The sequence below is a fragment of the Pseudomonas sp. GW821-FHT03E01 genome, assembly GCF_059420765.1.
The window spans coordinates 27,635-49,912 of sequence record NZ_JBWKUI010000016.1 but is presented as its reverse complement, the minus strand read 5'-3'; the positions used below and the strand labels follow the sequence as shown (position 1 = coordinate 49,912).

Here is a 22,278-nt window from a genome sequence, read left to right as displayed (position 1 = left end):
CGACCAGCAGAGCTGGCCGATGTTTGGAACCGTCAGCCGCGATTAAGCGACTGGAACACGCCAGTCATCGGAACCCGAAGTACCGGATACTTCGTGGGTCCAGGTGATTTTGCGGTAGGTGAATTGCACTTCTTCCAGGTGCGTGAAGTGCGAGTTCGACGGATCCTGGCAGTTGTGCATTTTGTTGTTGATGGCGACGATGATCGCGTCTTCCAGTTTGGTGGTGTAGTAGTGCTCTTGGGTACCTTGAGCCGAAGTGCGGTACCACTGGATAACGATTTCGCTCATGCGCTCGCCGGAAGTCAGGGCGGCTTGCAGCAGTGGCGAAGACTTGTCGTAGACCTTGGTGATCACGACTGGCTTGTGTACACGCTGACCGGTCGGTTGGCCGGACTGTGGGTCACGCGGGATGATCACGTCGTGGCTGAACGCCTGAACCATGACCTGGTCTTCGTGACCTTCCTGGTAGGTGTTGCCAACGGAGTCGGCGGTGAAGGCGCCGGCAGTGATCAGGCCTTGTTTTTCGCCGGTAACGGACATGTACGCTGGTGTAGCCATGGATGTGCTCCTTGCTAAAAGTTAGGGTGCCCGGGAGGCGGTATCGCCCGGTGGGTGCCTGACTGTTATCAAGGAGCGTGCCATAAATGTTTTTTGTCATATAAATCAGGTGGTTGAGGATATTTTTTAAACGTGGAGAGGTTGTTCGGCAGAGATCACCTGAAAAAGTGCGCAACTTCTTGCGCAGTGGTGCGCAAGAAGTTGCGCACTCGGCTGGAGGGCTTGATCCACCTGGCGTTCAGCGATGTTGAGGTGTATTTGGGACGAATAACTGCGCAAGAAGTTGCGCATCAAGGCTACGAGCGATCATCCCGATAGACCCAGCCGTCTGTCCGGGCAATTCCAGTGGCGATGGAATTTTTTTCCGGACCTGTCGCTCTGCTGATGTAGAGACGTGCCGATTCAGCGTCCGCCAGCGAGCACCCGGTAAGCCATGAACAAGACCCTGGACGATTACAACCGCATGCGTGACTTTGTGGCGACTCCGGAACCGGCCGCCGCCAAGCGTTCGGGCAAAAAAGCGGTGAAGGATCATGCGCTGCAATTCTGCATTCAGAAACATGACGCCTCGCAGCTGCACTATGACTTTCGCCTGGAGCTCGATGGCGCGCTGAAAAGTTGGGCCGTGCCGAAAGGCCCGTCGCTGGACCCCAAGGTCAAGCGACTGGCAATCCACGTCGAAGACCATCCGCTCGATTACGCCACGTTTGAGGGCACCATTCCCGAAGGGCATTACGGCGCCGGCGAGGTGATCGTTTGGGACCGTGGGGTATGGATTCCCCAGGACGACCCGGCCAAGGCGTACGCCAAGGGCCGGCTGAAATTCGAGTTGCAAGGGGAGAAGCTCGGCGGCCTGTGGAACCTCGTGCGCACGCACATGCCGGGCAAGCAGGAGCAATGGTTTCTGATCAAGCATCAGGACGGCGCGGCCAGGCCCGAAAGCGATTACGACGTGGTCGCCGCCGAGCCCGACAGCGTACTCAGCGATCGCACCATTGTCGCCAAATCGAAACCCAGTCCCGTAAAAAAGCCAGCGGCGAGGGCGCGCAGAGAGCGTTCATCACAGCTGACAGGCGCTCGTAAAGCCAGACTGCCGGAGCTGCTCAAACCCGAATTGGCGACACTGGTGGAGTCCGCGCCGGACGGCGAATGGAGCTATGAGATCAAGTTCGACGGCTACCGGGTCATGGCGCGCATCGACCATGATGAGGTCAAACTCTTCACCCGCAACGGTCACGACTGGACTCACAAATTGCCGGAGCAGGCTGCAGCGCTAGCGGCGTTAGGCTTGGAATCGGCCTGGCTCGACGGCGAAATGGTGGTGGCGGACGAGCAGGGTGTTCCGGACTTTCAGGCGCTGCAAAACGCCTTCGATGCCGGTCGTAGTGCCAGCATCGTTTACTACCTGTTCGATTTGCCTTACCTCAACGGCGTGGACCTGCGCGAAGTTCCTGTCGAAGCGCGCAGGGCGGCGCTGGCGACTGTGCTCAAGCCCAATGAAAACCCTCTGTTGCGGTTCTCCGACACGTTCAACGAGTCCCCGGAGGCGTTACTCGACAGTGTCTGCAAAATGCACATGGAAGGGTTGATTGGCAAACGCCTGGGCTCGCCTTACGTGTCCCGGCGCAGCAGTGACTGGATCAAACTAAAGTGCAAGCATCGGCAGGAATTCATCGTGGTCGGCTTCACCGATCCCAAAGGCTCGCGCAGTGCCTTTGGCGCGTTGCTGCTGGGGCTGCACGACCGTGACAGCGGGGAATTGCGCTATGCGGGCAAGGTCGGCACCGGATTCAGCGAGGCGAGCCTCAAGCGTCTTTACGAACAACTGAAACCGCTGCAGGCGAAAAAGCCTCCGGTGGTGAACCCGCCCACCGGTGTTGAAGCCAAGGGTGTGCATTGGCTCAAACCCGTTCTGCTGGCGGAAGTGGCGTTTGCCGAGATGACCAAGGACGGCTCGGTGCGCCAGGCCGTGTTCCATGGGCTGCGCGAGGACAAGCCTGCCACCGACATCACCGAGGAGCGTCCGACAACCGTGAAAACCTCAACCACTAAAACTAAAACCTCCCAAGCGACACCGTCACAAGTCGGCCTGGAGCAGGGCAAGGTGCGCATCACGCATCCAGATCGGGTGATCGATGCCAGCAGCGGCACCACCAAGATGCAATTGGCGGAGTATTACGCCAGCGTCGCCGAGTGGATTCTGCCGCAACTCAAGGACCGGCCGGTGGCGCTGGTGCGCGCACCGGACGGTATCACCGGCGAACTGTTCTTTCAGAAGAACGCCGAGAATCTGGCCATACCCGGCATTATCACTCTGGACAAGGCACTGACCGGCCAACCGATGATGGTTATCAACAATGCCGAGGCCCTGATTGGCGCAGTGCAGATGAGTACCGTGGAGCTGCACACCTGGAACGCCACGTCGGTCGATCTGGACAAACCCGACCGCTTCGTCCTCGACCTCGACCCGGATCCGGCGTTGCCCTGGAGGAGCATGGTCGAAGCGACCCGGCTGATCCTCACGGTGCTGGATGAGCTGGGGCTCAAGGCGTTTCTCAAGACCAGCGGCGGCAAGGGGATTCACCTGGTCGTACCGCTGACCCGCAAACACGGTTGGGACGAGGTCAAGGACTTCAGCCACGCGATTGTCAGTCACATGGCCAAGCTGCTGCCGGAACGATTTTCCGCAGTGTCGGGGCCGAAAAACCGGGTTGGGCGCATCTTCATCGATTACCTGCGCAACGGTCTCGGCGCCACCACGATCTGCGCTTATGCCGTACGCAGCCGCGAAGGGTTGCCAGTGTCGGTACCGATCTTTCGCGAAGAAGTGGCTGAGCTCAAGGGCGCCAATCAATGGAACCTGCACACCGTGCATGAGCGCCTGGCCGAGGTGGGCGATGAACCCTGGGCCGAGCTGAAGAAAACCCGGCAGACGATTACCGCCGATATGCGGCGACGGATCGGGATGTAGGAGCCAGGCTTGCCGGCGAAGGCGTCCTTAAGAGCGCCTTCGCCGGCAAGCCTGGCTCCTACGAAAAGCTTGCATTGGGCGGCGAGGGGCACCCGCCGCCTCGACAACTATTGCTTGCCCACTGCGGCAGCGAGCAGCGGTGCCACCTGTTCATCGGTCAATGCGGCGTGGACTTCCATGTTCATGAGGTCGCTCCATTCCAGCACCCACTTCTGAATCGCCACTGGATCACTGGCCTCGGCAATGCCCACGCCGCTGGAGCCGCCGACGGCATGCCAGCGCCCCAGCATTTTGACGCCTGCGGGTGGGGCGCCACCGGTCTTGAGAAAACGTTCGATCGCGCTGTTACGTTGCTGCGGACTGATGGACCAACGGACCATGAATAACATCTGCCACCTCCTGCTACGGACTGGCACCTTTGATCTTCGCGTTCCTGGCTGGCGCCGGGGCCACGGTCACGCCTGAGTTTCCAGCGACGTCCTGGCTGGCCTGAAACCTGTTCTCCCATGAGAAGGCATAGCAGCGGACCGTGTCGTGCGTACGACCGCTGATCCTGTTTCAGGGCATTCGAACGAACGTATCGGGATAACGGTGCAAGCCATCAGGCATCACGCAACAAGTCGTTGGCATTGAGCAGCTCGTAGGCAACTTCCGGGTGCTTCTCCAGCCCTCGGCGAATGGCCGCCGGGATCGACTGACGGGTTTTGCGGCACAGGCCCGGCAGTTCGCCCAAGGTGATATTGATACCGCGCATGGTGCGCACTTCATTGAAGCCCGGAGCGATCTCCACGCGCAGACCCAATTGCTCATACATTCGCCGTTGCAGACGCTCCAGGTCGCTCAGGCTCTGGAGGTTTTCCAGGCGTTCGATCAGGCGTTTCTCTTCCGACTGGGTCAGGCTCAGGATGCGCAGGTCCGTGCCGGGGGTTTCCAACAGCTGCTCACGTTCGCAGATGCAAGCACCGGGAGGGCAGGGTTGGCGGATCGGAAGAGAGGTCGTCATGGGGTTCAATCATAGAGCGCTATGATCGGGTTTGCCCATGGGGTTGTTGTGGCGTTGAGAGTGGTGTTTCCGTCGATGCAACACGCCGCCTGTTTACACAGTGCCTAGTGTGTTGCATCGACCGGTTGAATCTATTTTATCTGCACAATCACCGGACCTTCCGTCACGATCGGCGGTTTCACTTGAATATGCGAAGCATTTTTCTGAATCCAGTCGCGCGCCACTTTCAAGCTTGCATCGGTGCCGGTCTTGTCTTTGCAAACCGTCACCGCCGTGCCGCCATCACCCGTGTTGAGCAGTGTGTAGCTTTCGATGCCAGGCACTGTCCGCAGGGCCGCTTCGACATCGGCATTGCGCTTTTCCAGAAACTCGAAAAGCTCCTTTGCGCCAGCACCCAGGTAGGTTCTTATAACTGCATACATAGTCGTCTCCTTCGGGAGTACCGTCTTGATGCCAATCCAGATCCGCTGATGGCCGCCATCACTCCGGTATCAGTTCACCCCCGATTTATTCAGCTTAGCCAAACGTCGGTGACAAGCGAAATGTAACGACCATCGGCGACATTTGACCGGATGGGCGACCGTCGTTGGGCGGATTTACCTCTCTGTCGGTTCTCAGGGGCTTTACTTCTAGTCAGGCCCTGTATGTACAGAGAGGAGAGCACAATGAGCAACGAACAGGCGGCACCCGAAACACAAGGTGTGGCGGTGAAGTTACTGGCAACGGTTGACCTTGGCCCCGAGATCGAAGGCATGGCAGGGCGCCAACTTAGAATGCGCATGGTGACCATCGAGCCTGGAGGCGTCTTCGGGCCGGTTCACAACCATAAAGACAGACCCGGTACCGTCTACATACTGCAAGGAACCATCACCGACCATCGAAATGGCGTCGCCACGGACTATGGGCCGGGCGTGGGTTGGCCCGAGGACAGGAACACCACGCACTGGCTTGAGAACCGGGGCACGATCGCTGCGGTGGAGATCTCGGTCGATATTGTCAGGCAGGAGTAAGTTCAGGTCCGACATCCAGCACGGTCGGAACTAGAGTCGATTCAATCCGCTAACGGGGCTCCATAATCCGTAGTACCGGGTGCCCGTCGATATCCTTGAGCGGAAAATACGAGCGGTGTGTCGCGGCATCCACGGCAACGACATGCGCACGCGGGCCTACGCTGCCATTGCCGATTTTCGTGACCACTGCTCCCTTGACGTGGAACATCGACACAATGCCAGCCTCTCCAGCGACATAAAGTGTGTTCAGCACTGGATCGAACGCAAGCACATCGGGGGCTCCCCCGGTATCGAACGCCTGGATAACCCGCATGGTGTGCATGTCCAGTACGAGGAGCTTGTCATTACCTTCGCACGCGATAAAGGCAAGCCGGTCACGCGGATTGATCAACAGGCCATGGTTGCCACGTGCCCCCGGCAGATCAATGCGCGCCACGATGTGGTCGGTCACGGGATCGATTTCGATAAGTTGCCGACGAGTCTGGATATTGACGAAGACGTGTCGTGATATGGGGTCATATTGTGTATTGCCGACTTCACCTCCCAGTGGAATCGTCGCAACACGAGTGTTCGTGTCCACGTCGATCACCGTTTCGGTCTCGCCGTTTTCGTTCGATACGTAAAGCTTGTGAAGGTCAGGCACATAAGCCATGCCGTCTGGATAGATGCCGCCCGGTATGCGACTGACAATTGCCAGGGTCGCTTCGTCTATCGCAACGATTTCGTTCGTGCCCGTCGCCGAAGCGTAGACGCGTGACAACTCAGGAATAACGAGCACGCCGTGTACCGACGAGACGTTCGCAATGCGCCCGACAACGCGGGACTCGCGCATGTCAAAGGCGATAACTTCACCGTCACCAAGATGAGCGATGAACATCAGGTTGCGCTCTGGATCGTAGCTCTCGTAGTCGAGCCGAGTGGCGCCACCGGGCAATGGAATGTCGGCGACGTGCTTCAGAGGCAGGTCGTTAGCCGGCAACTCGTCGGCGGCCTGACAGTAGCGAAGGCTTGCGAAGTCCATGACGGCTAGCGCAGTCAGCAGGATCGCGAAGACTGGCAGAGTGAAACGTCGATTGTCTCGTATGTTCATGAGGTCTTCTTCTGCTCGGACAAGGCGGGTTCAACCGCCTCGCCCAAGTCTCAGCAATGCGCAGATCAGAATATGCAGTGTTTCACTGATCATGAGCCCAGTTCCGGGCTGGACCGCCGTGTAGACGCCTCTCACATCTGAGGAGGCCAATTATGCGACTCGCCCTGACATTCCTTGCACCAGGCATACAGGGCGTCATACAGGATCAAACCATGTGCCAGCATTTCGTGGTCATCGGCATAACTATGCGATAGTCCCAGCGAAATCGCATAGAGCCCAGCCGATTGCGGTGTCAGATCCAGGCGGGAGGTATCTGCTCCGCGCACGATTTTGGCCAACTGCTGCAAGGCAGGATCACTGAGGTGGTACTTGTTCAGGAACGCATCAAAGCTGCACAGCTCACCTACGTGGGAAAGCTCAACGCCCGGAATGTCATAAGGCGTTGCATCTTTCTCAGCGGCAATCTGCAAAACCTCTCTGCTGGGCACGTACAAGAACTCGGCCTCAGGGTCGATAAAACGGGTGATCAGCCAGGGACAGGCAATGCGATCAATTTTGGGTCGTTCACGGGTAATCCACCTCATGGAACACCTCCTGCCTAACTCAGTAGGCTGGGTAATCTGGCAGGCCCGGTGCCCGCCAGAAAATAGTTGATCATTGCGCGCTCTAGCGCAGTAAGTGCACAGTCAAACCAACGAGTGCGCAGGCCATCAATACTTGAATCACGCCGCGCTTGAAGCGGAACAAGGCAATCGCCGCCGCAATCGCGATCAGCGCGGAAGGCCAGTCCAGGTTGCCGCTGAACCCTTTGGGCCAAAGAACGTGATAGCCGAAGAAACACGCCAGATTGAGAATCACCCCAACCACTGCGGCAGTGATCCCGGTAAGCGGTGCGGTGAACTTGAGTTCATTGTGAGTCGACTCCACCAGCGGGCCACCTGCGAGGATGAACAGGAACGAAGGCAGGAAGGTGAACCAGGTCACCAGCGTGGCCGCGACGGCTCCGGCCAGAAACACCTGATCGGCGCCGAACACCTGCGAGACATAGGCGCCGACAAAGCCGACGAAAGCCACCACCATGATCAGCGGCCCCGGTGTGGTTTCCCCCAGCGCCAATCCGTCGATCATTTGTGTCGGTGTCAGCCAGCCATAATGACCGACCGCGCCTTGGTAGACGTAGGGAAGCACCGCATAGGCGCCGCCAAAGGTCAGCAATGCGGCCTTGGTAAAGAACCAGCCCATCTGAGTCAAGGTGCCTTCCCAGCCAAAGAGCACGGTCAAGACCCCCATCGGCAACGCCCACAACGCTGCGCCGATGAGTGCCAGCAGCGCCAGTTTCAACCAGCTGAACCGGGCATGCTCAGGGGACGGGGTGTCGTCATCGATCAATGCTGGGCCGAAGGACTTTTTGGCGGCGCTATGGCCCCCGGTCCTGAATTTCTCGGGCGCCAGGCGGCCTCCTGCATAACCGATTAACGCGGCTCCCAGCACGATCAGCGGGAACGGCACATTGAACGCGAAGATCGCGGTAAATGACGCCGCCGCCATAGCCCACAGCCAGTTGTTCTTCAGCGCGCGCGAGCCGATTCGATGGGCCGCCTGCACGACGATGGCCGTCACGGCGGGCTTGATGCCATAGAAAAGCCCGGCCACCACCGGGACTTCGCCGAAGGCGATATACATCCAGGACAGCGCGATCAGGATGAACAGTGAGGGCAACACAAACAGCCCCCCGGCGATCACCCCACCCCAGGTTCGATGCATCAACCAACCGATATAGGTTGCTAGCTGCTGAGCCTCCGGCCCTGGCAACAGCATGCAATAGTTGAGGGCATGCAGAAACCGCCGCTCGGAAATCCAACGCCGCCGCTCTACCAACTCCTGGTGCATGATCGAGATCTGTCCTGCGGGCCCGCCAAAGCTAATGAATCCCAACTTCAGCCAGAACCAGAACGCCTCACGCAAACTGATCGGTTCAGGCCTCGACAGATCCTCTTCAACAGCTGATGGGGAAGCCTTAATCATTGGGATGTTCCTCTTTCACGAACTCGGCGAGCAGGCCGTCAAAGATGGCGCTGGCAGCAGCCAACAAGTGGTCGTCATGGGCAATGGTTTCGCGTAGCCCTGCCAGCACCCGTTCGATGCCGGCAGCCTCCACCGGCTGAATGCCACCGATATCGAGGTAATGCACCAGTGCAGCGATGCGGCTCAGGCCCGGCTCTTGAAGTTCAAAGCTGGCTTGCAGGGTTTCAAAGGTCACGCGATTGCCGACATGACTGAAAGTTGCGTCATCGAAGTCGAAACCCAATGCATCGGCTGGGCACTCCTGTGGAGTGTTCAGCCAAAGGATCTGAGCCTGCGGATCAATGAAGCGTCGAATCAACCAGGCGCAAGCCAGGCGGTCGATCCATGGGCGTTTACGCGTTGCCCAGACACGACATTGATAATCGCCAAGGCTCAGCGCCGTGATTGGCTGGTCGTGGCTATGCGGCTCATCCGCAGACAGCGCTCTGCTGACCGCTGTCTCAAGCTCCTGCAACGCCAAGTCGACCTGCTGCTTCGGCTTGCCTGAAAAGTAATCGATGCTGGTCAGCTGATCGTAGGCTTTACGCAGTTTGCGAATTTGCTTGGTGGTGACCAGCGCATTCTCGGCATTGAGCTGTGCCCGGCATGCTTCGATCTCGGCGCCTAGCTTGCTGTAATCATCGCTACGGTCGAACAGCTCAATAAAGCGTTCACCGTCAGGATCAACGACAGGCAGGACGTAGGCGGTGCCATTGATGGCCAGGATGTCGCGCTCGACAGACGTTAGCGCTTCTCGACAGGCAGCGGTATCCGGTAAAAGGTAGGCGCCATCGCGTAAGACCGCCGCTCCGGAGGCTTTTAGTGCGCGCCAGGCACGCATGCGTTCGGTGGCATTGGCAGTCGGCAGACCTAATATCAAAGCTAGCCAATTTTTCATGTAGCGTTTTCTACGATTTATGTAGGTCTTGCTACTTTATTCCTGATTCAGGCCATGGGGAAGCGCTCCTTCAGAAGTAGGGCGGCAAACGCCCCTGAACGGTCATTCATTTTTGTTTTTCACCGTGCGAGCTAACAGGACCTGCCCATCCCAATACGCATCCGCCATTCCTTCGGTCCGGGAAACGAGCCGCCCATCGTCCAGAACGGCCGCTAGCATTCTGCGCGGTGTATTCGCATCGGGTTGTGTTGACGTTAGCGTGACGAGGGCCAGGGGATGATAGAAACGCTCCTCGACAACCGAGCCAATCCACAGCGGCATAGTTCGCCCGTTTGTGAGCTCGATATCGACGATCCACAATCGAAGCACCAGGCGCGAACCGGCAGATCCATCATCGTTATACGTTCGAATGAGCGTCAGACTGGGAAGGCGACCACTGGCGAAAAGAGGGATGACCGGAAGATCGGCAGGGTCAGCCTGGACGGTAAACCAGTTCAGGGAATTCAACAGTGTCCATGCCGCTGAGGTGCGCCATCCGTTGCGCTGCAGGACATCTTGCAACTCCGGCAGACCACCGGCCCACTGAAACGTCAGTGGCTCATTCGTCTCGCCAGTGAGGTCGATACGCCGCACCGGCAGTTGCTGCCAATCCGACGTCCACCAATCGGTGGCAGCTAAGGTCAACGTTCCCACCTTGACGGCATAACGACTGCTGTCCGTCGTATGGTTACGATAGATATTGAAGCCGCCGGCGAGCAGAAGTGTCACACATCCGAGGGCGAGCAGCCCCGCTGAGCCAATGTGCTCGGCCTGCCGCCGCAGGTAGAAGAGGCTGAGTAGCGCCAGCCAAGCGGATCCGAATGCCAGCCCCCCGAGCACGTCGGAAAGCCAATGTGCCCCGAGGTAGAGGTGCGAGAATGCAATCAGAAATATCAGGGTGGCTGCGCCAGGAGCGACCACGAGGCGCCGTGCCGGGCGGGTATCACGCGCGATAAGGAAGGCGAGAAAACCGTATAGCACGACATTGATCGTGCTGTGGCCGCTGGGGAAGGAAAAGGCACTCCACCCGGAATAGAGAGGTTCCGCAGGGAGAGCTCGATACAGCGCTACCTTGATGACTATGGTGAGCCCCGAAGCGCCGGCGATTGCAATCAGCCAATAGGCAGCCGTACGCCAGGCGCGTTTCCACATGAGCCACAGCAAGACAACAATCGTGACCGCCAGCACGACCTTGGTGTCGCCGAGTTCCGTGATGGCGATCATCACCGCATCGCCCGGTGCAGTGCGAAGATCCTGGAGCGCGCGGTATATCGCGCTATCTGCAAGCAGCAACGGGTCACCGTTGATGATGTCCTCAAGGACACCGAAGAAAAGCCACGCGGCACCGACGAGCAGGACCGTCGACAGTGCGAGAGCCCGTGCTTCGGGCCGTGAAGGATCGAGAAAGTGAGTGAGACTGCGGCTCAGCCAGGTGTCGTGGGCGCCGGTCCAGCCCCGCAACCGCTGCACTGCGACGATGAAGTAGGGGATGCCGCGATGCAGTGCCCAGCGCACGATATGCAGGACCGCCCAGCCCACCGCGACTAGAACGGTCAGCAAGATCGCGAGCGGCTTTGCAGCTGCACCGAGAATGCTGAACGTCGCGCCGACGAGCACACCGGGCAGGATATGCGACGGAGCCCAGGCGAGCGCCGACACGACATTGACGGCATAGAACCGACTGACCGCCATTCCCAGCGTGCCGGCGAGGAGCGGAACGAAGGCGCGGACGCCCGGTGTGAAGCGCGCGAAAAAGATACTTTTATCGCGATGACGGTTGAAAAAGGCTTCGCTGCGCTGAATCAGCTCAGGATGCCGGTTCAGTGGCCAGAGGCCAAGAATCTCGCGGCGGTATCGGTGCCCGAGCCAGAACGAAAGACCATCCCCCGCAATGGCGCCTGACGTGGCGGCGATCAGCAACGGCCAGAGCAATAACACGCCGCTCGGCACCAGGGTGCTGAGCGCAAGAATCACGGCGGTGCCGGGAACGACGACACCGATGATCGGGATTGACTCGGAAAGTGCCAGGAGAAACACGGCCAGATACACGATATGCGGGTGCGCCGTGAGTAACTCGATGATCGATGAGACCAAGGACGTCATGTTTCGCGGCTGCCTATGGAGGACCAGTGGGGCGGCGATCGACACGGGTGTCTGCAATACCCGTCTGCACAATCAGTTTGCACAACAGACTAAGCATAGCTACTCATTAACTATCGCTTCGCCCACCGGCTGTTTTTGGTCCAGCGTCGAGACTCTCGGGGTCTGTGATGGAGAGCAGCAGACGGCAGGATTGCCTGGCCCTTTGAACTCAAGGATGTCGAGGAGGTTCTGACTGGGCCACGCTGGCCCTTAGCGCTCTGGCTACCTTGGCTTGAATCTCGTAAGCAGGCGCCTCGACGGCTGTGTAATCACGGGTATAGCGAGTGGAAAACTCCCGAACTCCCCATTGCTGGTACTGCTGCACGTGCTTCAATTCATGGGCCCACAGCGCGACATTGTTAAGAGCATCATCGGCACTGCGAAAGACGATGATGTCTATCAGGGTGACCGCAGTGACATCGGGATTCTGCAACATGGTGTTTGCGGCGTTCAGCTCCTCATCATCGCCTACCTTGTAGCGGACCGAATCAAGCACTTGAATGTCATAGTAGGGTTCGAGTTGGGCTCGGATATTCAGCGGGATTGTCTGAATATCGCCATTTGCCGCGGTGTTGCGCGATTGCACAATCCAACTCTGTAATCCAGTGGAAGCCATTTTGTTCATGCTTTCAAAGATCGGCCCCATTTCCTCTTTGGAGCCTGGAGCACAAAAACAAGTGACCACGCAGGCTTCGTACTGCCCTGCTGGGCAGGCGTAAACAGAAAACGAAGTGCCAACGGAAAAGAGCAGTGCCGATAGCCGGAAAGCTTGACGTAAAAAGACAGCTGACAATTGGTTCTCCCAGAGGTAGTGGCGGTCGGCAGGTGATGCTTCTGGTAGCTCGCACCTGGTGTTCAACCGCGCGTTGGACCGTTGCGGCCACCGTTTGTTGCCTTGGCCCGGGTTCATTCCTCTATTTGCGTATTCATGCGCCGTAACAGGCAGCGATGACAATGAGTGCGAGAAAACAGGCCAACTGAACGCAGAAGAAGGTAAACCGAACCGTTACGAACGTATCGGTTTGCACATGGGATACGTGAACCAGAGACTGGCACACGCGAGCAATCAGGACGCATATGGACAAGTAGTTCACTGCTGGGCTGTCGACACCAAGGGCCGAAATCACCAACACGATGGCGCCAAAGACAGGCAGGTTTTCCACGCAGTTGGCGTGTGCTCTTGTCCCGCGACGATACCAATCCTCGCCTTCGAGCTGATCGCTTCGGAAAGAGGCAATCGGAACATGCGAGAAGAGGATTCCGACCCAGCGATACACCCCGACGGTTGCCATCAAGAGCAGCAAAGTCCAGGTCGCAAATCCAAGCAACATCCACATCGGTATCGTCATGGCTGCCATCCTCAATCAATCATTTTCAGCAGGTCATGCCACAACCGCGCGGCCGACAAACGGTCGGTCGCGCGCTGTCGATCAATGGCTCATGATGGGGGCCAGTGCGGTCTGAACCCTGGACATCTGTGCTGGCGTTGTCATGCGCGTCAGCAGCCGGCCAAAGTGTGGATGCTGCACGCCCGAGATAATGTATTGCCAGCGATAGGCGCTCAGCACGCAGACATGGATCTGCGCTGTCTCATCGACACTGAACGATCGCGAGACACTTTGAATAAAGTAGTCGGCATCGGATGCCGATTGTGCCTGCAGGATTGCATCGACGGCCGCCACCAGCGCAATCAGATCGTTCACTGCCTGGTCACACTCGGCTGGCGACAGTTTCGCATGCTCCGCCTTCCACTCCAGTTCATCGAGTACGACGTGCCGGCTTTCATCCTTCCAGTGAAATTTGAAGACATCCTTGAATAGAGGGCACAACTCCTCGCGCGGTGCGATGCTCTGTGTGTAGTGCGCCTGAACAAACAGCTCGATATGACAGGTCAGCGCCAGCACCGACCAAGTGCTGGCTGCAAGTACCGCACGCGCTACATCGTTTGGATCGGCAACTTGACGATATCCCGCTGGCAATCGCGAACCAATCATCGTCTCCATGCGCCGGAATAATTCCTGGTGCTTGATCTCGTCGTTGGAAAAGCGCACCAGCGCTTCGAGTGCGAGCTGATCGTCAAATACATGGGCTCGACCTTGATCGAGCATTTTGGCACTGATAAACCGCTCGACCAGGCCAAAGATGTACGCATAGGTCCGGCCCTGAATCTGACTGAGCAGGCGCGCCTCGGCCTCGGTGAGAAAGGTCAGGCGGTCGATCTGCGAGAGTCCATCGGGCAAGAATTTGCGCGAGAAGTCGAAACTCCGGTCTTGTAGCAAATCGCGATCGATCTGCCATTCGGTTTTTTTCGATGATCTGACCATTTGAGCATAGCGGGCGGCGTTGCCTGACTCTGAGCCGGGTAGGGTAGCGATGGTGTTCATATAGATCTCCTGCTGCCTTGGTCGAGTTGGAATGGGGCAATTACGGTTGACGTCGGAGCCAATGACCATCGATCTCTGAGTCCGCGTTGGTGCTAATCTAGGCATCGCAGTTCAGGTGGTGAATGACCGATGCGCCTGAATACCTGCTCCGGAGTCCGGAAAAGAGGACGGGCAAGTGTTGGATGCGCTTTCTGATGTCTTGCGTGTGATCAGGCTGTCTGGAGGGGTCTTCCTCGAGGCGGAGCTCACTGCGCCCTGGTGCATCAACGGCAGAATCTCGGCGGATGATTGCAAACCGTTCCTGGCGGCCCCTCGACATATCATTGCGTCGCATTTTGTCGCCGCGGGGCACATGCAAATACGAATAGACGGTGGTGCCGCCCTCGACGTGGGGGCAGGTGAACTCGTTCTGCTTCCTCGCAATGACGCCCATTCCTTTGGCAGTGACCTGAGCATTGCGCCCATGCCGGCGAGGGACGTTATTCAGCCGCCGGAAGTCGGCGGCATTTCACGAATCAAGTATGGCGGGGGCGGCGAGGCCACGCAGTTATTGTGCGGATTCCTCGGCTCTGAAACACCCTTCAGTCCGTTGCTTTCGTCGCTGCCATCCTTATTGAAACTGGACCTGCGCGCGACGGCTTCGGGCACCTGGATCGAAAGCTCATTCCGTTTTGCTGTGAGTGAAATCGCGGCGGGACGCGTCGGCTCGACAACGGTTATCGCCAAGCTATCCGAATTGCTATTCGTCGAAGCCGTCAGCCAGTATGTCGCAAGTCTCCCCGCTGAGCGGCGCGGGTGGCTGGCGGGGTTGCGAGACCCGCATATCGGGCGCGCACTGGCGCTACTCCATGCTCGTCCAACCGAGGGCTGGACTGCAGAAGCCCTGGCGCTTGAAGTGGGCATGTCGCGCTCGGTATTCGCGGAGCGATTCACGGCATTGGTCGGACAGCCACCGATGCAATACCTGACGCTCTGGCGTATGCACGTGGCGGCTCAACACCTGCGCGAAGGTCGCGGCAATGTGGCGCAAATTGGCTTTGCAGTTGGCTATGAGTCCGAAGCCGCGTTCAGTCGCGCATTCAAACGCCAGTTCGGCACGTCACCCGGCACTTGGCGCAGACAATCAGCATGAGAAGATCCGGAGCCGATGGAGACTCACTCAGCTAAATCGAAAGACCAAACCGACATTCGTGCTCTGCACCTTCTCGATACACATGTTCGATCAAGAAGCCGCACCGTTCGAGTACTTTTGCCGATCCGATATTTTCAGCGTATACGGTGGCCACCAGTTGTTTAAGGTTCCAATGCAACTGCGCCTGCTGGATCAGATGCCTCACCGCCAGCGTTGCCAGTCCCTGTCCGCAAGCGTTTTGGGCAATCCGGTAGCCGACTTCTGCCGACCGCTCGGTCATGTCGATGCCTTTGAGGTTGGCTCGACCCACTATATTTCCAGCGTCATCTTCGATGACGAATGGGTGCCAGGTTCCGGCGGCAAAATCAGCTAAATAAGCGTCAATGTGGTCGGTGACGCCCTGCATCGAGTAAAAGGCAGAACCGCGCGCGTCAATGTGGCGCTCGAACCATTCGCGATTGTCCAGCTCGAACGCCAGCAACGCCTCGGCATCAGTGCTTTGCAGGGTACGAATTCTGACGGGCTTCATAAGGTCGCTCTCCTTGCTGGTAGCACTACTTGAATAATTGCTCGATTCAATCCCGGGAAGGCGCAGACTATCACTTCAACCCGCAGTGACGGGTCGGCCAATTTTGCCTCGCCACAGGACCGGGCGGGGGGCATAGCCTGTCGGTATCCAGGAATCGCATTCGGCATGCCATGATCTATACTCGCTCGTTAGTTGAATTCCTCATGCCTAGAAGTTTGCCGTTGGGCGGATTGATCTCTTCCTTCAGGAGAGTTTCGTATGCCAGATGACGCCAATTTTGAAGCGCCCGTCGCGCCCGATGTAAGCGGTGTAACGGACTTGCCCCCGGAAATGATTCAACAGTTGAAGGTGCGATTGACAGACGCGGCCAAGTTGCATGATGTCTTGGCCGATCCGATCATGTTTAACGGCGGCACTATCCTGGTGCTGCTGTTGACGACGCTGGCGACGCTGTTACCTGCTACAAACTTTACTTGGGTGGCACCTTTGTGTTCTGCGCTCGCCGGGTTGTTCGTCGCAATGGAGCGAGCCCTCGGATTCGGTGCCCGTTGGCGTTATCACCGTGAAATGCGTTTTGCCTATGAATCAATTATCGACATGCTGGATTTTCTTCCGGTAATTCCCGCCTCCGAGCGCCCGAAATATATCCGCGATATCTTTTCGGCATTGTATGCGGTTCGATCTCGGGAGTCGGCGATCCCGAATGCAGGGACTAATTCGGCACCTACTTGATTACGATTCCAAACTACCTGCTTCGCTGCGGCTCAACCGGGGGGGCTTCAGTCGGCTTCATATCTTTTAGGCGTCGGTTAGCCACGACGTTATAAATGGCTGCTTTGCGATTCACCGCACCAGTTGCTCCAGCAACTCAGGCGTCACGTAGTGCGGTCCGTCGAACAGGTAGAGCGGATAACCGTCATAGGCCGCGAGTTGCGGTTTGAGTTCGGCCGCGGTCGCGGAGCGGAATCCGCCGCCGAAGTTGGGGCGAAAGGCTTCGACGATGATTCGCACACGGTCCTTGCCCAGACGCTGGCGCATGGCGTCGGCGTAGGTTCGGGCCACCGGTGCGGTGCGGGCGTAGACGCCGACGCCATCCTGGAAGAACACGCCGATGTCATCCGGCAGCCATTGCTTGAGCCAATCGGCGGTGGCGGCGGGGCCGATGTTGGCGCCGTCGTAAACACTGATCCATAACGGTCGCGGCAGCTTGGCCAGCAGGGCGGGCAATTCTTTGGCGCGGGTCCAGCTGGGGTCGACTTCGGCCGGGAAATACCAACCGGTGACGTGTAGCGGCGTAGGCAATTTGGCGATGCGTTCCGAGACAGCGGCCAGTTGCTCGATGTTGTCCCGTGAGCGGTTCTCGCTGAAGTAACCGGCCAGCCCGAGAATGACATCCTGCGCCCAGGGCGCCTTGGCGATACGGGTCCAGTCAGGCAACACCGGCACGGTGGGCAGGCCGGTACCGGGAACGAATGCCTGATCGTCGACGACGGTCCATTGCACCAGCAGCTCATGGGCGCCGAGTTTTTCCCAGTGGCCGTTGATGCCGACGGTCTTGTTGTCCGGCTGCCAGACGATGCCGACAATCCCCGGGTCAAGAGCCTTGGTGTGTGTCACGTAGAGCATGCCGGAACCTGCGCCGAGGGTAGCGATAAGCAACAGGGCGACAACGGTCGCGCGACTGGCGGTGTAGCCAAAGATTTTCACAGGGCTGCCTTTTTCAGGGGCGGGGGATATGCCCACGTCGAGGGCAGGTTAAACCCCAGGCACAAATAAACTCGAACGTTCATACCAGTCCTCAATAGGAATACGTCAGGCGAGCGAACACGCCTTGAGCGCGGTCATCGCCCAGCACCTTCACGCGGTACTGCAGAGAAAAATCCACGTAGGAGCGTGGGGCGTTGTAGGCATCTTCGCGGAACCAGTACCGGACGTTGTTGCCGACGCCGATGCCTGCGGCCTTGCCGGATGATGAGCTCGTGCTGCCGTCGGTATCGGTCTCGCTGTTCATCTTTGAGTCATAGTCGAATGCGGCCACGACATGGGGGAAGCTCACCCAGTGTGAACCTGCGCCGCCGATGGCGTAACTGCGGCCGACCTGCCATTCGCTGTTGAAATAGTCACGCGAGTCATTGATGTAATGACCGCCTTCAGCGAACAACTGCGAGGTCCACCAGCTGGAGGTATCGACCCGCAAATCGGTCCCGATACTTGAGCTATAGCCCAGGCGCACCAGCCAGTCACCGTTGACGTCTGACGACCCCAAGGGGAACGTGCGCTCAACGGCGGCCATCACGTTCAGCGCCGTGAACGGCTTGACCCGCACACCAACAGCGCCTTGCAGGGCATCGATACCGCTAGCCGAATCGCTGTTCTTGCTCCATAGCGTGTCGGTGACGCGGCCGTAGAGTTCGACAAAACGTGCATTGCGATAGCCCAACGGGCGCCAGGACAGTTCGGTGCTGTTTTGCAGGCTGTCGTTGCTGTTACTGCCGCTGCTCGGCGCTGAACTCAGACCGCTGCTGGAACTGTTGCCGCGATAACTGGTAGTGCTGATCAAGCCCCAGGTACGCGACACATCGGCCACCGCGCGACGGGTGTCGAAGAGCTGCTGCGGGGACATGTCGAGTTCACCGGCATTTTTTGCGTCGATGACTCGCTTGAAATAGGTGACGGCTTGCTCATCGTCATTGACCCGCATGGCGTTGTAGGCGGCATCCTGCGTTGCCGTCGGTGAGAGTCGGCTGCCAGCATCGGCCTTGCGAAACGATTCACGGGCGCGGTCATCGTCGCCGGCCTGGACCGACAAGTAGGCGATCTGCAGGTCGCTCATCGCTTCCAGTTCGCCGGTGTCCCGCGCCTGTTGCAGCCGTTCGCGCGCAGTTCTTCTCTGGCCGATGGCGGCATACAGACTGGCCTCTTCGTAAGCCGGCAAGCTGCCCAGGGCCAAGGCCTGGGTAAAATCCTGGCGTGCCCCGGTATCGTCCCCCGATTGTTGACGCAAGAAGCCGCGCTGGCTCAGCAGCCGGGCGTCATCGCCATTGGCCTTGAGACCATCGCTGGCCGCCGCGATGGCTTCGGGCACATGCTTCTGGTCGGTCAGGGCTCCGACCAATAGGCGTCGATACGCCGGGTTGTGCGGCGCGCGGCCGACGGCTTGGTTCGCCTGGGCAACCGCCGTTTCGAAATCCTTGCGGGCCAGGGCCGCATAGGCCTGGGCGGCGAGGTCGGTTCCGTCGTCGCGTTGGTTGCCAGGCCAGATATCACACACCAGGCCGAAGGCCGTTTCCTGACAGTTCAGGGCTGGAGCAGGGACGTGAGCGGCAGTGTTCAGATCCCGATTGTTTTTCTGCCGCAGCGCCACTCGTGCGGCGCTGCGTCGGCGGGCTATTTCGCCACCTTCATCGTCGACCAGTGGCTGCAAATCATCGAGCGCCTGCTGAGGCTCGCCATGGGCCAGTGCGGCGTCGGCGGCGAAGAAGCGAATGTTGCGGACTTGCGCTTGCGGCAGGCCATCGATGGCCAGGGCCTGCTTCAGGTCAGTTTGAGCGGCTTGAGTCTTACCCTGCCGATCAAGGGCGTAGCTGCGCAGAATCCACGGTGCGATTTCCCCGTCATCCTGTGCCAATGCAGCGGACGCGGCTTGCTCGGCCCCAGGGTAATCGTTGGCGGCGAGCAGGGCGCTGATGAGCAGTTGCTGGTTGGCGCCGATTTCCGGGGCCCAGGCGACGGCTTTTCTGGCCTGGTCCACAGCCAGCGGCACATGGCCTTGCTGCAGGGCGCGATAGCCCTGAACCGCCAGCGGCACCGCCAGTTGACGACGAATCGCTGCGCGACGCGTCAGCAATGCGTCGTCGTCCGGGAACATCGCAAGCGCCTGGGTGGTGGCTTGATCCGCTTCCTGCAGATGCGGTTGGCGCTGCAAGGACTCGATCAGCAGCAGTCGATAGTCCATGCGTTTAGGCGCCTGAGCGATGGCCTTGCGTGCGGCCTGGGCAGCAGCGCCGAAGTCATCGCGGTCATAGGCCTTGAAGGCCTGGGCAGCAGCACCGAAGCCCGGAGTCTGACGTGATTGCGGGTAGCGCCTGGGATGATCGCGCAGGTCCTTGTCGCGCTGAGCCAGCACAATCAGCGTGTTCAAACGCTGGATATCGGCGCGCTGACGTAGCGCTTCGCGAGCCTTGGCGATGGCCAGGTCATAGTCTTTGCGCTCGTAAGCGCTGTACGCCTCGTTGGCGGTTACATAGGCCGGACCGGTCAATGGCAATGGCAGCGTCTGGGCATGAGCAAACGCAGGTATCAGGCTCAGCCCCGTGGCCATGAGGGTCAGTAAGGGGCGATTCATGCAGGAAGCTCCGCAGGGTAGTGGCTGTGCTGACGTGCCACGGCTTTTTCGATGGTGGCGCGAGGCAGCACGCCGCTGTCGACCAGATAGTCGCCAATGCGGCCGTGATGCTGCGGGCGGTACTGCAACATCGCGCGGCTGAACACATCGCGATCAAGCAGGCCCATTTCGATCAACAGGTCGCCCAGCAATGGCGCTCGGGCATCCGGCACGGATTGGCCTTCGCGCACGTTCAGTTGACGCAATTGCGCGACGATTTCGCTCTCCCGGGCAATCAGCTGCACCGGTTCGCTGCCCAGTTCGTCGCTGACCTGTTGCAGGCCTTCGGCCGGCAGTGGGCTGGCCACGGCGACTTGCGCACGGCCGTCGGCATTCAAGCCAAGCGGCACCACGCGCCAGCGCAGGGCGAATTCATCGTCCAGCGTCTGGTTCGAATCCCGCGCCTTGGCGGCCACATCGAACACCCGCGGCAAGTCGTTCTGAAAGGCGATGGCTTCCGCGAGCGTTTCGTCGTCCAGCCAGCCGTTGCTGAGCAAAATCCGCCCCAATGGCATGTGCCGGGTTTTCTGTTCGACGAGAGCATTTTGCAGGTCGGTTTCGTTGATCGCCTGCCAGGACAGCAACACGCTGCCCAGTTTGCGCGGTGCGGCAGCGACCAGGTCGGTGGACGGGAAGTCGTGCATGGTCTTGTCCCACACCAGTTTGCGGTTCAGCGCCTTGCCAACCAGGAACATGCGCCAGGCCCGTGACGCGGCCATGAAGTTGACGAAGTTGCCCACCACCATGCGCGGGATCGACAGCAAACCATGCTGCCAGCCGTATAGCACGGTGGTGAAATAGCAGCGATGCGCGATGCGCCAGGCCAGCGCGAGACCGTTGGCCAGCAGCAGGTACTGGATAAAACCGTTGGTTTCAAACGGCGTCGGGAAACTCACGTCCCACAGTCCGCTCTGGCGCAAAACAATCAGGCCCAGCAACTGCACCAGAATCACGTAGGCGATGATGCTGACGAACGCCGTCACTACGCCTTTGCGGTCACGAAACAGTAGATAACGGTTGGCCAGCGAGCCGCTCCAGCCCATTTGTTCCCAGCCTTGCAGCCCGATGCCCAATGTCCAGCGGGCCTTCTGGCGGAACGCGGTGCGGAAGGTGTCGGGAAAGAATTCGCGCACGCACAACGGCATCCTCAGGGTCGATTCGTAAGGCTTGCGAAACCATGATTTGCGCAGCACGCGAAACTGCACCGGGAAGCGCACGAAGATCGCATTCATACCGACCTTGGCCAGGCGTGCGCCGACGTCGTAGTCCTCGGTGAGGCTGTCGGTGTTGAATGGCTGGTTCTGGGTTTCCCCGGCCAACACTTGCAAGGCACGATGTGAAAAACAGGTGCCGACCCCGGCAGATGGCACGGTATCGGTCATGCTTTCTCGCACCACCAGATCCTTGCCATGCCATTCGGCGAATTCGTCCATGTAGGTGCCGGCCACCCATTCGTACCAGTTGCGCTCCAGCGAAACCACGGGCAACTGGATCATGTCCTTGCGCGGCAGCAAGTAGTTGAACAGGCGCAATTCCAGCGGGTGCAGCACGTCTTCGCTGTCGTGCAGCACGACGCCGGCGAAGGTCATGCCGTGGGTTTTCTCATGCAGGAAAATCGCCTGGATCACCCAGTTCAGGCAGTCGGCCTTGCAGGTCGGTCCGGCATGCGGGACTTCCACGCGATGCAGCTGCTTGTAGCGCCGACGCATGCGCTCCACTTCATCGATGGTGCGTTGGTCGTTGATGTAGGTGCCGACAAAGACCACATAGTTCTGGTAGTCCAGGGTCGACACCATGTTCTCGATCATCGGCGCGATGACGTCGTATTCCAGCCAGGCCGGAACCATGATTGCCAGCGGTTGTTCATCCCGGGCCATCAGTTGCTCCGCGGTCAGCGGCCGGTACTTGCGACCCACGGTGAATTTGCGAAACAGGCGACGAGACCAGTACCACAGGTCAATGAACAGATCGTCCAGGCTGGAAATCAGAATCAGCACCGCGACCACGATGGTCGAGGTCTCCAGGAAACTGTAGTAGTGGGCCAGCCAATAGGGCCAATAAAGCGACGTCATCG

General features: G+C 59.0%; 20 protein-coding genes. 4 read left to right on the top strand and 16 right to left on the bottom strand.

Annotation, left to right across the window (positions count from 1 at the left end; genetic code table 11):
- Positions 1 to 42: 42 nt before the first annotated feature.
- Positions 43 to 558 (bottom strand): Hcp family type VI secretion system effector, encoded by a 516-nt coding sequence (locus AC07VO_RS24930; RefSeq protein ID WP_007900657.1) that lies wholly within the window; start codon positions 556 to 558, stop codon positions 43 to 45.
- Positions 559 to 991: 433 nt separating this feature from the next.
- On the opposite strand from AC07VO_RS24930, the gene ligD reads away from it, so the two are divergent.
- Entirely contained in the window at positions 992 to 3,529 is a 2,538-nt protein-coding gene (gene ligD, locus AC07VO_RS24925; RefSeq protein ID WP_086944955.1) for a DNA ligase D, read from the top strand.
- Between the two features lie 107 nt (positions 3,530 to 3,636).
- Here ligD and AC07VO_RS24920 read toward each other — a convergent pair whose 3' ends face one another.
- The 3 genes from AC07VO_RS24920 to AC07VO_RS24910 all read right to left on the bottom strand — a co-directional run bounded on the left by AC07VO_RS24920 (position 3,637) and on the right by AC07VO_RS24910 (position 4,954).
- Positions 3,637 to 3,918 carry a DUF3303 domain-containing protein gene (locus AC07VO_RS24920; protein ID WP_018925598.1) on the bottom strand — a complete coding sequence of 94 codons (282 nt, stop codon included), beginning with the start codon at positions 3,916 to 3,918 and terminating at the stop codon, positions 3,637 to 3,639.
- Positions 3,919 to 4,130: 212 nt separating this feature from the next.
- Complete coding sequence (locus tag AC07VO_RS24915; RefSeq protein ID WP_007937009.1) at positions 4,131 to 4,532, bottom strand: hypothetical protein; 402 nt, start codon at positions 4,530 to 4,532, stop codon at positions 4,131 to 4,133.
- A 131-nt stretch (positions 4,533 to 4,663) separates the two neighbouring features.
- Positions 4,664 to 4,954: a hypothetical protein gene (locus tag AC07VO_RS24910; RefSeq protein ID WP_018925600.1), complete on the bottom strand. Its 291-nt coding sequence runs from the start codon at positions 4,952 to 4,954 to the stop codon at positions 4,664 to 4,666.
- Positions 4,955 to 5,197: 243 nt separating this feature from the next.
- Here AC07VO_RS24910 and AC07VO_RS24905 point away from each other — a divergent pair, with 243 nt between their 5' ends.
- Positions 5,198 to 5,542 carry a cupin domain-containing protein gene (locus tag AC07VO_RS24905; protein ID WP_018925601.1) on the top strand — a complete coding sequence of 115 codons (345 nt, stop codon included), beginning with the start codon at positions 5,198 to 5,200 and terminating at the stop codon, positions 5,540 to 5,542.
- Between the two features lie 49 nt (positions 5,543 to 5,591).
- On the opposite strand, the gene AC07VO_RS24900 is transcribed toward AC07VO_RS24905, so the two are convergent.
- From AC07VO_RS24900 to AC07VO_RS24865, 8 genes are all read right to left on the bottom strand, one after another.
- On the bottom strand, positions 5,592 to 6,632 hold the full coding sequence (locus tag AC07VO_RS24900) for a YncE family protein (protein ID WP_064618711.1): 1,041 nt from the start codon (positions 6,630 to 6,632) through the stop codon (positions 5,592 to 5,594).
- Between the two features lie 131 nt (positions 6,633 to 6,763).
- Positions 6,764 to 7,216, bottom strand: coding sequence for a chromate resistance protein ChrB domain-containing protein (locus AC07VO_RS24895; protein WP_086944954.1), 453 nt, complete (start codon positions 7,214 to 7,216; stop codon positions 6,764 to 6,766).
- Positions 7,217 to 7,298: 82 nt separating this feature from the next.
- Entirely contained in the window at positions 7,299 to 8,657 is a 1,359-nt protein-coding gene (chrA, locus tag AC07VO_RS24890; RefSeq protein ID WP_018925604.1) for a chromate efflux transporter, read from the bottom strand.
- Positions 8,650 to 9,594: a chromate resistance protein ChrB domain-containing protein gene (locus AC07VO_RS24885; RefSeq protein WP_026286370.1), complete on the bottom strand. Its 945-nt coding sequence runs from the start codon at positions 9,592 to 9,594 to the stop codon at positions 8,650 to 8,652. Before AC07VO_RS24885 ends, chrA begins: the two co-directional genes overlap by 8 nt.
- Positions 9,595 to 9,696: 102 nt before the next feature.
- Complete coding sequence (locus AC07VO_RS24880; protein ID WP_086944953.1) at positions 9,697 to 11,736, bottom strand: bifunctional DedA family/phosphatase PAP2 family protein; 2,040 nt, start codon at positions 11,734 to 11,736, stop codon at positions 9,697 to 9,699.
- A gap of 208 nt (positions 11,737 to 11,944) precedes the next feature.
- Positions 11,945 to 12,568 carry an eCIS core domain-containing protein gene (locus AC07VO_RS24875; RefSeq protein ID WP_225609295.1) on the bottom strand — a complete coding sequence of 208 codons (624 nt, stop codon included), beginning with the start codon at positions 12,566 to 12,568 and terminating at the stop codon, positions 11,945 to 11,947.
- Between the two features lie 133 nt (positions 12,569 to 12,701).
- Positions 12,702 to 13,124, bottom strand: a complete 423-nt coding sequence (locus tag AC07VO_RS24870; RefSeq protein ID WP_086945146.1) for an MAPEG family protein — start codon at positions 13,122 to 13,124, stop codon at positions 12,702 to 12,704.
- 81 nt (positions 13,125 to 13,205) lie between these two features.
- Complete coding sequence (locus AC07VO_RS24865; protein WP_086944952.1) at positions 13,206 to 14,159, bottom strand: diiron oxygenase; 954 nt, start codon at positions 14,157 to 14,159, stop codon at positions 13,206 to 13,208.
- A 175-nt stretch (positions 14,160 to 14,334) separates the two neighbouring features.
- Here AC07VO_RS24865 and AC07VO_RS24860 point away from each other — a divergent pair, with 175 nt between their 5' ends.
- Positions 14,335 to 15,291 carry an AraC family transcriptional regulator gene (locus AC07VO_RS24860; RefSeq protein ID WP_086944951.1) on the top strand — a complete coding sequence of 319 codons (957 nt, stop codon included), beginning with the start codon at positions 14,335 to 14,337 and terminating at the stop codon, positions 15,289 to 15,291.
- Positions 15,292 to 15,322: 31 nt separating this feature from the next.
- Here the strand turns inward: AC07VO_RS24860 and AC07VO_RS24855 are convergent, their stop codons facing one another.
- Positions 15,323 to 15,820: a GNAT family N-acetyltransferase gene (locus tag AC07VO_RS24855; RefSeq protein ID WP_086944950.1), complete on the bottom strand. Its 498-nt coding sequence runs from the start codon at positions 15,818 to 15,820 to the stop codon at positions 15,323 to 15,325.
- Positions 15,821 to 16,078: 258 nt separating this feature from the next.
- Between AC07VO_RS24855 and AC07VO_RS24850 the strand changes: the two genes are divergently transcribed.
- On the top strand, positions 16,079 to 16,552 hold the full coding sequence (locus AC07VO_RS24850) for a hypothetical protein (protein ID WP_064618699.1): 474 nt from the start codon (positions 16,079 to 16,081) through the stop codon (positions 16,550 to 16,552).
- A 111-nt stretch (positions 16,553 to 16,663) separates the two neighbouring features.
- On the opposite strand, the gene AC07VO_RS24845 is transcribed toward AC07VO_RS24850, so the two are convergent.
- The 3 genes from AC07VO_RS24845 to AC07VO_RS24835 all read right to left on the bottom strand — a co-directional run bounded on the left by AC07VO_RS24845 (position 16,664) and on the right by AC07VO_RS24835 (position 22,276).
- The gene (locus AC07VO_RS24845; RefSeq protein ID WP_225609300.1) at positions 16,664 to 17,446 is read right to left on the bottom strand and encodes an alpha-amylase family protein; all 783 of its coding nucleotides are present in this window, start codon (positions 17,444 to 17,446) and stop codon (positions 16,664 to 16,666) included.
- A gap of 172 nt (positions 17,447 to 17,618) precedes the next feature.
- Positions 17,619 to 20,165, bottom strand: coding sequence for an NfrA family protein (locus AC07VO_RS24840; protein ID WP_086944948.1), 2,547 nt, complete (start codon positions 20,163 to 20,165; stop codon positions 17,619 to 17,621).
- Entirely contained in the window at positions 20,162 to 22,276 is a 2,115-nt protein-coding gene (locus AC07VO_RS24835) for a glycosyl transferase family protein (protein WP_086944947.1), read from the bottom strand. Before AC07VO_RS24835 ends, AC07VO_RS24840 begins: the two co-directional genes overlap by 4 nt.
- Between the last annotated feature and the right edge of the window lie 2 nt (positions 22,277 to 22,278).

Bases quoted from the DNA above. Each gene is read 5' to 3' on its own strand.
- AC07VO_RS24930 (WP_007900657.1), bottom strand. From the start codon at position 558: ATGGCTACACCAGCGTACATGTCCGTTACCGGCGAAAAACAAGGCCTG.
- ligD (WP_086944955.1), top strand. From the start codon at position 992: ATGAACAAGACCCTGGACGATTACAACCGCATGCGTGACTTTGTGGCG.
- AC07VO_RS24920 (WP_018925598.1), bottom strand. From the start codon at position 3,918: ATGTTATTCATGGTCCGTTGGTCCATCAGTCCGCAGCAACGTAACAGC.
- AC07VO_RS24915 (WP_007937009.1), bottom strand. From the start codon at position 4,532: ATGACGACCTCTCTTCCGATCCGCCAACCCTGCCCTCCCGGTGCTTGC.
- AC07VO_RS24910 (WP_018925600.1), bottom strand. From the start codon at position 4,954: ATGTATGCAGTTATAAGAACCTACCTGGGTGCTGGCGCAAAGGAGCTT.
- AC07VO_RS24905 (WP_018925601.1), top strand. From the start codon at position 5,198: ATGAGCAACGAACAGGCGGCACCCGAAACACAAGGTGTGGCGGTGAAG.
- AC07VO_RS24900 (WP_064618711.1), bottom strand. From the start codon at position 6,632: ATGAACATACGAGACAATCGACGTTTCACTCTGCCAGTCTTCGCGATC.
- AC07VO_RS24895 (WP_086944954.1), bottom strand. From the start codon at position 7,216: ATGAGGTGGATTACCCGTGAACGACCCAAAATTGATCGCATTGCCTGT.
- chrA (WP_018925604.1), bottom strand. From the start codon at position 8,657: ATGATTAAGGCTTCCCCATCAGCTGTTGAAGAGGATCTGTCGAGGCCT.
- AC07VO_RS24885 (WP_026286370.1), bottom strand. From the start codon at position 9,594: ATGAAAAATTGGCTAGCTTTGATATTAGGTCTGCCGACTGCCAATGCC.
- AC07VO_RS24880 (WP_086944953.1), bottom strand. From the start codon at position 11,736: ATGACGTCCTTGGTCTCATCGATCATCGAGTTACTCACGGCGCACCCG.
- AC07VO_RS24870 (WP_086945146.1), bottom strand. From the start codon at position 13,124: ATGACGATACCGATGTGGATGTTGCTTGGATTTGCGACCTGGACTTTG.
- AC07VO_RS24865 (WP_086944952.1), bottom strand. From the start codon at position 14,159: ATGAACACCATCGCTACCCTACCCGGCTCAGAGTCAGGCAACGCCGCC.
- AC07VO_RS24855 (WP_086944950.1), bottom strand. From the start codon at position 15,820: ATGAAGCCCGTCAGAATTCGTACCCTGCAAAGCACTGATGCCGAGGCG.
- AC07VO_RS24850 (WP_064618699.1), top strand. From the start codon at position 16,079: ATGCCAGATGACGCCAATTTTGAAGCGCCCGTCGCGCCCGATGTAAGC.
- AC07VO_RS24845 (WP_225609300.1), bottom strand. From the start codon at position 17,446: ATGCTCTACGTGACACACACCAAGGCTCTTGACCCGGGGATTGTCGGC.
- AC07VO_RS24840 (WP_086944948.1), bottom strand. From the start codon at position 20,165: ATGAATCGCCCCTTACTGACCCTCATGGCCACGGGGCTGAGCCTGATA.
- AC07VO_RS24835 (WP_086944947.1), bottom strand. From the start codon at position 22,276: ATGACGTCGCTTTATTGGCCCTATTGGCTGGCCCACTACTACAGTTTC.